Genomic DNA, 8,833 nt, shown 5'->3' on the forward strand with positions numbered 1-8,833 from the left:
CCTTGCCGCGGCGGCGCTTGCGCTTGCGGCGCGGGCCGGCGGGCGCCTCGGCGTCGCCGTCGGATTCGCCATCCGATGCGGCGTCCGCGATGCCTTCCTCGGTGCCTTCCGGCGCGGCTTCGGGCGGGGGGGTGGCCGGCACGAGGTCGGCCACCGCTTCGGCCACGGCCTCGACCGGCATCGGCGTGGGCTCGGCAACCACGGGGACTGGCGAAATCGCGCTGTCCGCTTGCCCGGCCTGGGCGGGCGCCACCTCGGCGGTCGGGGTTTCCACGGGCGCAACGGCCTCCGCCGGCTTGGCCTTGGGCTTGCGCGGCGCGCGCTTGGGTTTGGCGGGCTTGACGGCGTCCGCCGACACGGCCTCGGGCGCGAGCTCGGACGGCGCGCCGGCGGGCTCGACGGACGTGTCTGCGGCGGGCGTTTCGCTGGGGCTTGCGACGGCTTCGCTCGGGGCGGCAGCCTTCTTGCGGGAACGGGCCGGCGTCTTGCGCCGGGTGGCCGGTTTGGCGGTCTCGGCGGGGGGCACCGGGGCAGTTTGCTGTTCTTCGCTCATGTCGGTCGGCCGTGCCCACGCACAACCGGAAAAACGGGGGTCGCAGGATAGCACGAAGCGTTTTGGGGTCGCGGGCAAGGCGTGCGCGCCGTTTCGCGGCCCGCGCCTTGATCTCGCACAGCGTCATGTCAATGGAATCCAGGCAGACTTGCGCCGTGCGCCGGTCACACCGCGCCCCTAACGCTGGGGGCGACGTCGACCCGCGCGGTCCAGGCCGGCAACACGGTGAACCCGGACATCCTCGGCAGCCTGGAATACGCCGCCAAGGTGGCGGGTTTGCGGCTCGTCGTGGTGCTGGGCCACACCGGTTGCGGGGCGATCAAGGGCGCCTGCGACGACGTGAAGCTGGGCAACCTCAGCGGGCTGCTCGATCGGCTCAAGCCGGCGGTCGCCGCGGCGTCGACGTCCGGCGAGCGCAATGCCCACAACCACGCCTTCGTGGCGGAAGTCACCGAACTCAACGTGCAGCAGGTGGTAGCGCGCATCCGCGCCGAGAGCCCGGTGCTCAAGGCGCTGGAGGACGAAGGCCGCATCCGCATCGTCGGTGCGCTGTACGACACCGGCAGGGGCAAGGTGACGTGGTACTGAGCATCACCTGAAGCCTGAAACGCCGAGGCCCGCAAACGCGGGCCCCGGCACGGTGCGACAGCGGAAGAGCGCCTTACAGCAGCACGCGCTCGATGCCGCCGCTGTTGGCCTTGGCCACGTAGTCGGCCATCCAGTTGTCGCCGAGCAGGTGCTTGGCCATCTCGACCACGATGTAGTCCGCATCCACGCCGCCGGCGTCGCTGCTGTAGCGGGACAAACCCTGCAGGCAGCTCGGGCAGGAGGTGAGGATCTTCACCTGGGCGGTGGCGTCGGCGCCGCGCAGCTTCTCGGCCCCCTTCTCGATCTCTTCCTGCTTGCGGAAACGCACCTGGGTGGACACATCGGGCCGCGCCACGGCCAGGGTGCCGGATTCGCCGCAGCAGCGGTCGGACAGGTCGACCCGCGTCCCCATCAACTCGTTGGCCACCTTGATGCCGGAGTGCACCTTCATCGGGGTGTGGCAGGGCTCGTGGTACATGTAGCGGGCGCCGGTGACGCCGTCGAGCTTGAGGCCCTTCTCGAGCAGGTACTCGTGGATGTCGAGCAGGCGGCAGCCGGGGAAGATCTTCTCGAACTGGTACTTCATCAGCTGGTCCATGCAGGTGCCGCAGGACACGATGACCGTCTTGATGTCGAGGTAGTTGAGCGTGTTGGCGACCCGGTGGAACAGCACCCGGTTGTCGGTGGTGATCTTCTGGCCGGCGTCCTCCTCGCCCGCGGCGGTCTGCGGGTAGCCGCAGCACAGGTAGCCCGGCGGCAGCACGGTGGTGGCGCCCACCTGGTACAGCATCGCCTGGGTGGCGAGGCCGACCTGGCTGAACAGGCGCTCCGAGCCGCAGCCCGGGAAGTAGAACACCGCTTCCGATTCGTCGCGCTTGACCTGCGGGTTGCGGATCACCGGGACGATGGTGTCGTCCTCGATGTCGAGCAGCGCCCGGGACGTGCGCTTGGGCAGCCCGCCCGGCATCGGCTTGTTGATGAAGTGGATCACCTGGGCCTTGACCGGCGGCTTGCCGAGCGTCGCGGGCGGGTGCTGGACCTGATCCTGGATCAGCCCGAGGCTCTTGCCGATGCGGTGGCCGAGGCGCTGCGCCTTGTAGCCCCAGCCGATCATGCCGGCGCGGATCAGCTTGATGGTGGCTGGGTCCTTGGCGGTCAGGAAGGCCATCGCCGCGGCCTTGCCGGGGTTGAACGACTTCTTGCCCTGCTCGCGCAGCAGGTTGCGCATCTTGATCGACACGTCGCCAAAGTCGATGTCGACGGGACACGGCTTCTCGCACTTGTGGCACACCGTGCAGTGGTCGGCCACGTCCTCGAACTCGGCCCAGTGGGCGAGCGAGACGCCACGGCGGGTCTGCTCCTCGTAGAGGAAGGCTTCGATCAGCAGCGAGGTGGACAAGATCTTGTTGCGCGGGCTGTAGAGCAGGTTGGCGCGGGGCACGTGGGTCGAGCACACCGGCTTGCACTTGCCGCAGCGCAGGCAGTTCTTGATGTCGTGGGAAATCTCGCCGATCGCCGTCTGCTCCATGATGAGCGACTCGTGGCCCATCAGGTTGAAGCTGGGGGTGTAGGCATTGTCGAGGTTGCCCTTGAGGGGGCCGCCGCGCATCAGCTTGCCGCGGTTGAAGCGGCCGTCCGGGTCGACCTTGGCCTTGTATTGCCAGAACCCCGACATTTCGGCGTCGGTGAGGTAGTCGATCTTGGTGATGCCGATGCCGTGCTCGCCCGAGATCACGCCGTCGAGCGAACGGGCCAGCTCCATGATGCGGTCCACGGCGCGGTTGGCCGTCTGCAGCATCTCGTAGTTGTCGGAGTTGACCGGGATGTTGGTGTGCACGTTGCCGTCGCCGGCGTGCATGTGCAAGGCCACGAAGACCCGGCCGCGCAGCACCTGCTTGTGCACCTTTTTGAGCGCCTCGCGGACCGGCCCGAACAGCACGCCGTCGAAGATCTTGTCGAGGCGGGCGCGCAGCTCGGTCTTCCAGGACGTGCGGACCGAGTAGTCCTGCAGGCGGTGGAACAGGCGCGGGTTGGCGGCGCGGTTGGACAGCTCGCCGGCCTGGATGCCGTAGTCGGCAAACTGCGGCTCGGCCTCGGCCAGCGGCAGGTCGAGGTTGTCGAGCAGCCACTGCCAGCGGCGGCGCACGCTGGCCACGTATTCCAGCGCATCCTTGCGCTTCTCGCCGATCAGCTCGTCACGGGAGATGGTGGCGTCGCCGGTATCCAGCGGCAGCTCGCCCTGCAGGAACTCGGTCAGCGCGTCGCACAGGGCCAGCTTGTTCTGGGTGGACAGCTCGATGTTGATGCGCTCGATGCCGTCGCAGTAGTCGCCCATGCGCGGCAGCGGAATCACCACGTCCTCGTTCACCTTGAAGGCGTTGGTGTGGCGCGAGATGGCGGCGGTGCGCGAGCGGTCGAGCCAGAACTTCTTGCGCTGCTCGGGGCTGACGGCGATGAAGCCTTCGGCGCCGCGGGTGTTGGTCATGCGGATGACTTCGGACGCGGCGGTCATCACGGCGGTCTCGTCGTGGCCGACGATGTCGCCGATCAGCACCATCTTGGGCCGGCCATGGCGCTTGGCCTTGGTGGTGTAGCCGACGGCACGCACGTAGCGCTCGTCGAGGTGCTCGAGGCCGGCGAGCTGGACCTTGGCGGCCTCACCGGCGCCGCCCGGCTTGAAGTAGTCGGTGATCTCGACGATGGCCGGCACCGCCTCGCGCACCTGACCGAAGAACTCCAGGCACACCGTGCGGGTGACCGGCGGCATCTTGTGCAGCACCCAGCGGGCGGCCACGATCAGGCCGTCGGTGCCTTCCTTCTGCACGCCCGGCACGCCGCCGAGGAACTTGTCGGTGACGTCCTTGCCGAGGCCTTCCTTGCGGCAGGCGGCGCCCGGCATGGCGAGGATCTCCTCGGAGAGCTGCTGGTAGGTCTTCGCGTCGAAGCGGCGCAGGCGGAACTCGACGGTCTTCTGGTCGTGGATCTTGCCGAAGTTGTGGTTGAGGCGTTCGACTTCGAGCCAGTTGCCGTCCGGCGTGACCATCTTCCACCACGCCAGGTTGTCGAGGGCGGTGCCCCACAGCACGGCCTTCTTGCCGCCGGCGTTCATCGCGATGTTGCCGCCGACGCACGAGGCGCTGGCCGAGGTCGGGTCCACGGCAAACACGCGGCCGGCCGCCGACGCGGCTTCGGAGACGCGCTCGGTGACGACACCGGCGCCGGTGCGGATGGTGGCGTACGGGGCCAGCAGGCCGCCGTCGGAAGCGGGCAGGGCGATCTCCTCGACGGCGCCCATCGAGATCAGCTTCTCGGTGTTGATGACCACCGAGCGCGGATCGAGCGGCACGGCGCCGCCGGTGTAACCGGTGCCGCCCCCGCGCGGGATGATGGTGAGGCCGAGCTCGATGCAGCTCTTCACGAGCGGCGCCATCTCCTCCTCGGTGTCGGGGTAGAGCACCACGAAGGGGTACTCGACGCGCCAGTCGGTGGCGTCGGTCACGTGGGAGACGCGGGCGTGGCCGTCGAAGCAGATGTTGTCCTTGCGGGTGTGGCGGGCCAGTTCGTGGCGCACGCGCTTGCGCAGGTCGTAGGTTTCCTCGAAGAAGGCCTTGAAGCGATCCACCGCGGCGTGGGCGGCGAGCACCAGGCTGGCCACCTTGGCGCTGCGCTCCGGGTCTTCGCCGCTGGCTTCCTCGCGACGCTTCTCGACTTCCTCGAGGCGGTGGCGGAGGGCCTCGATGAGGGCGCCACGGCGGTCGCGGTTGGCGAGCAGATCGTCCTGCAGGTAGGGATTGCGCTGCACGACCCAGACGTCGCCCAGCACCTCGTAGAGCATCCGCGCGGAGCGGCCGGTGACCCGCTCGGCGCGCAGCGCGTCGAGTGTCTGCCAGGCCTCGGCGCCGAGCAGGCGGATCACGATCTCGCGGTCCGAGAACGAGGTGTAGTTGTAGGGGATTTCGCGCAGGCGTTGGGTCATTGCGTTACCTGGGTTTTTACGGCGGGGAACGTGCCATTTTAGCGGACCGCTCCGCCTTCTGTCGAAAAACAAAGCCTTACATCCAGCAGGGGAAACAAAAACGGCCCACCTTTGCAGGCAGGCCGTTGGACCGCCGGACGGCGTCCGGGGTTCAGTCGCGGCGCGCGCGCCGACGGGCGAAAGCCAACATGCCGAGTCCCGCGAAGAGCAGCGACAGCGCGGTCGGCTCCGGCACCTCGAGGGTCGCGAAGGCCAGCCGGGCCACCTCGGTGTGGAGCTGCGCGGTGGGGTGCTGGTAGTCGAAGTACATGTAGCCGGTCGGATCGGCGCAGAGCCCCGGCGTGCCCCAGCCGAGACGCGGGCTGCCGTCGGGTTCGCCGGTGTAGCAGGCGTCCGACACGTTCGTGAAACCGTACAGCGCGGGATTCTGGGTGATGAAGTTCTGGGCGCTGAAGACATCCACGAGGTCGATGTCGAGGGCCCCGAAGGCCGGGTCGTTCAGCACGCCGGCCAGCGCCGTGTTGAAACCGCTGCTGACGCCCCGGGCCAGACCCGACAGGGCCGCGCTGTGGGCAAAGCGGATCGCCGGCGTGAGCGACAGGTCGGGCAGGTTGGGCACCAGGAAATGGCGCGCGCCGCTGGCCGCCAGCGAACCGATCGCGGCGCCGATGGCACCCAGCGTGGCGCTGGTCTGGGTGCCGATTGCGGCGGCGTCGCCGCCGAGGGTCGCCGCGATGGCATCGGACATGTTGTTGGCGCCGATCCACACCACGTAGAGGGCGTTCGGGTCGGCGCCGCCCGGGTGGCTGGCGAAATAGGCCTTGACCTGATTGTTGAAGCTCAGCCCGCCGGGCACGCCGATCGAGTCGATCCGCGCGCCCCCGTAAGCGTAGCCGGTGCCCCCGAGAAACGACGGGGCGACGCTGAGGCCGAGGTAGCCGGCCAGATCGTCGACGTAGTTGGCGCCGTTGGTGAAGCGGCCGCTGACCGAGCCATTGGTGAAGATCGTGTCGAGCGGCACGGCACCGCCGGTGATCGCGGCGTCGTTGCCCACGTCGGACAGGCTGTCGCCGAACACGTACATCGAGGAATACGGACCGGCCTGGGCAAGATTGCCCGCCAGGGCCAGGACCAATCCGGTGGAACTGCACAGAACACGCTGACGCCAGGACATGACACCCTCCCCGAGAATGGATGATTGAACCCCGGAATGCGCCGCATACCCCACGACAGGGGGCATTCCCCTGCGGTGCGCTCGTCGCTTCACTATAGGTGGGCAAGCGAGGATGTAAAGTCGGCGAAAACCCATCGTGGGCGGCCTTTTCCGCCGATCTGCGCGGTCCGCAATGGCGTCGGGATGGTGCGCGCTCAGGCGCCGACCGCGGCCTGCACCGCCACCTCGACCCGCCAGCCCGGATCGGCCAGGCGGACGACCTGCACGCACGCCCGGCACGGCGCGGTGCCGGCGGGCACCCAGGCGTCCCACACCGCGTTGACGGCGTCGTAATCGCCCATGTCGGTAAGATACAGCGTGGCCATCAGCAGACGCCCCTTGCCGCTGCCCGCCTGGACCAGCAGCCGCTCGAGGCTCGCCAGCATGGCCCGGGTCTGGGTCGCCGCATCGCCGTGGGCGTCGGGCGGCACCTCGACGCAATGCACGACGCCGTTGTGGATGCAGAAATCGGAATAGCGCCGGGTGGTGCCGGCGCGCTGGATGTCGCTCATGCTTCGCTCCGCAGACAAAAGCCGTATGTTGCAGTGCGGCTGCCGGGACTGCTACCCTTTGAGGCTTCCCCCAGCCGACCTAGAAGGCGCCCCCCATGAGCACGCAGCACCCCGACTATCTCCAGAAGATTCTCACCGCCCAGGTGTACGACGTGGCGATCGAAACGCCCCTCGACCCGGCGCCCAACCTGTCGGCCCGTGTTCATAACAAGATTTTCCTCAAGCGCGAGGACATGCAGCCGGTGTTCAGCTTCAAGCTGCGCGGCGCCTACAACAAGATGGCCAACCTCAGCGCGGCGGCCCTCAAGCGCGGGGTGATCTGCGCCTCCGCCGGCAACCACGCCCAGGGCGTCGCCCTGTCCGCCAGGAAGCTCGGCGTGCGCGCGGTGATCGTGATGCCCACCACCACCCCGGCGATCAAGATCGACGCGGTCAAGCGCAACGGCGGCGAAGTCGTGCTGGCCGGCGAATCCTTCTCCGACGCCTACGCCCACGCCGTCGAACTCGAGAAGACCGAGAAGCTCACCTTCGTCCACCCCTACGACGACCCCGACGTGATCGCCGGCCAGGGCACCATCGGCATGGAGATCCTGCGTCAGCACGCCAAGCCGATCCACGCCATCTTCTGTTGCGTCGGCGGCGGCGGCCTGCTGGCTGGCGTGGCGGCCTACGTGAAGCGGGTGCGCCCCGAGATCAAGGTGATCGGCGTGCAGACCGTCGATTCCGACGCCATGGCCCAGTCCCTCGAGGCCGGCAAGCGGGTCGAGCTGGCCAACGTCGGCCTGTTCGCCGACGGCGCCGCGGTCAAGCTGGTCGGCGCCGAAACCTTCCGGGTCTGCCAGGAATACGTGGACGAGATGATCCGCGTGGACAACGACGCCATCTGCGCCGCCATCAAGGACGTGTTCGAGGACACCCGCTCGATCCTCGAACCCGCCGGCGCGCTGGCCCTGGCCGGCGCCAAGGAATACGCCAAGCGCCACGCCCTCAAGGACAAGACCCTGGTCGCCGTGGCCTCCGGCGCCAACATGAACTTCGACCGCCTGCGCTTCGTCGCCGAGCGCGCCGAGGTCGGCGAGCAGCGCGAAGCCGTGCTGGCCGTGACCATCCCCGAGAAGCCCGGCTCCTTCAAGAAGTTCTGCGACCTGCTCGGCAACCGCAACATCACCGAGTTCAACTACCGCTACGGCGACGCCGCCCGCGCCCACATCTTCGTCGGCGTCGGCGTGCACAACCGCGCCGAGGGCGTGCGCATCACCGAGATGCTGCAACGCCACGCCCTGCCCTGCCTCGACCTCACCGACGACGAGATGGCCAAGAGCCACATCCGCTACATGGTCGGCGGCCACGCGCCGCAGGCGGACAACGAGGTGCTGTACCGCTTCGTCTTCCCCGAGCGGCCCGGCGCGCTCCTCAACTTCCTCGAAACCCTGCGCTCCGACTGGAACATCAGCCTGTTCCACTACCGCAACCACGGCGCCGACTTCGGCCGCGTGCTGGTCGGAATGCAGGTGCCGCCGGCCGACCGGGAGGCCTTCCAGGGCTTCCTCGGGCGGCTCGGTTACGAATACGTCGAGGAAACCCACAACCCGGCCTACCGGATGTTCCTCGGCTGAGATTCACCCCCCGTCCGTCCGCCCCAGCAGGCGGACGGTGCCGCTGAGCCCATTCACCTCCACCTCGTCGCCGTCGGCCAGCGCGTCGACGATGCCGGGCAGGTTCACCACCGCCGGCAGCGCGAACTCCCGCGCCACGATCGCCCCGTGGGACAGGTAGCCGCCGGTCTCCACCACCAGCCCGCCAGCCTTCAGGAACAGCGGCGTCCAGCCCGGATCGGTGGACGGCGCCACCAGCACCTCGCCGGGCGCCAGGCGTCCGCCTTCCGACGGATGGCGCAGCACCCGCGCGCGCCCGCGGACCACCCCGGTGCCGGTCGCCACGCCGCGCCACAGCACCCCGTCGCCGGTGGCCCGGGCCGCGTCCACCGCCCC

Annotated in this window: 6 protein-coding genes and 1 pseudogene; 2 read left to right on the forward strand and 5 right to left on the reverse strand. The window is 68.8% G+C overall.

The window, feature by feature from the left end; all coding sequences use genetic code 11:
- Window positions 1-553, reverse strand: a pseudogene (locus ACE3P2_RS09975) (hypothetical protein); the annotation flags it as partial.
- 225 nt (window positions 554-778) lie between these two features.
- Between ACE3P2_RS09975 and ACE3P2_RS09980 the strand changes: the two are divergent.
- A complete protein-coding gene (locus ACE3P2_RS09980) occupies window positions 779-1,141 on the forward strand; it encodes a carbonic anhydrase (RefSeq protein ID WP_374263964.1) in 363 nt (120 codons plus the stop codon).
- A 73-nt stretch (window positions 1,142-1,214) separates the two neighbouring features.
- Here the strand turns inward: ACE3P2_RS09980 and ACE3P2_RS09985 are convergent, their stop codons facing one another.
- The 3 genes from ACE3P2_RS09985 to ACE3P2_RS09995 all read right to left on the reverse strand — a co-directional run bounded on the left by ACE3P2_RS09985 (window position 1,215) and on the right by ACE3P2_RS09995 (window position 6,842).
- A complete protein-coding gene (locus ACE3P2_RS09985; protein ID WP_374263966.1) occupies window positions 1,215-5,117 on the reverse strand; it encodes a DUF3683 domain-containing protein in 3,903 nt (1,300 codons plus the stop codon).
- 151 nt (window positions 5,118-5,268) lie between these two features.
- Entirely contained in the window at window positions 5,269-6,291 is a 1,023-nt protein-coding gene (locus ACE3P2_RS09990; protein ID WP_374263968.1) for an SGNH/GDSL hydrolase family protein, read from the reverse strand.
- Window positions 6,292-6,485: 194 nt separating this feature from the next.
- Entirely contained in the window at window positions 6,486-6,842 is a 357-nt protein-coding gene (locus ACE3P2_RS09995) for a RidA family protein (RefSeq protein WP_374263969.1), read from the reverse strand.
- A gap of 95 nt (window positions 6,843-6,937) precedes the next feature.
- Between ACE3P2_RS09995 and ilvA the strand changes: the two genes are divergently transcribed.
- Window positions 6,938-8,458 carry a threonine ammonia-lyase, biosynthetic gene (ilvA, locus tag ACE3P2_RS10000; RefSeq protein ID WP_374263971.1) on the forward strand — a complete coding sequence of 507 codons (1,521 nt, stop codon included), beginning with the start codon at window positions 6,938-6,940 and terminating at the stop codon, window positions 8,456-8,458.
- 3 nt (window positions 8,459-8,461) lie between these two features.
- Here the strand turns inward: ilvA and ACE3P2_RS10005 are convergent.
- The coding region (locus ACE3P2_RS10005; protein ID WP_374263973.1) for a PEP-utilizing enzyme at window positions 8,462-8,833 on the reverse strand (372 nt) is incomplete at its 5' end.

Source organism: Zoogloea sp. (genome assembly GCF_041911615.1).
Classification (GTDB): domain Bacteria; phylum Pseudomonadota; class Gammaproteobacteria; order Burkholderiales; family Rhodocyclaceae; genus Zoogloea.

Bases quoted from the DNA above. Each gene is read 5' to 3' on its own strand.
- ACE3P2_RS09985 (WP_374263966.1), bottom strand. From the start codon at position 5,117: ATGACCCAACGCCTGCGCGAAATCCCCTACAACTACACCTCGTTCTCG.
- ACE3P2_RS09990 (WP_374263968.1), bottom strand. From the start codon at position 6,291: ATGTCCTGGCGTCAGCGTGTTCTGTGCAGTTCCACCGGATTGGTCCTG.
- ACE3P2_RS09995 (WP_374263969.1), bottom strand. From the start codon at position 6,842: ATGAGCGACATCCAGCGCGCCGGCACCACCCGGCGCTATTCCGATTTC.
- ilvA (WP_374263971.1), top strand. From the start codon at position 6,938: ATGAGCACGCAGCACCCCGACTATCTCCAGAAGATTCTCACCGCCCAG.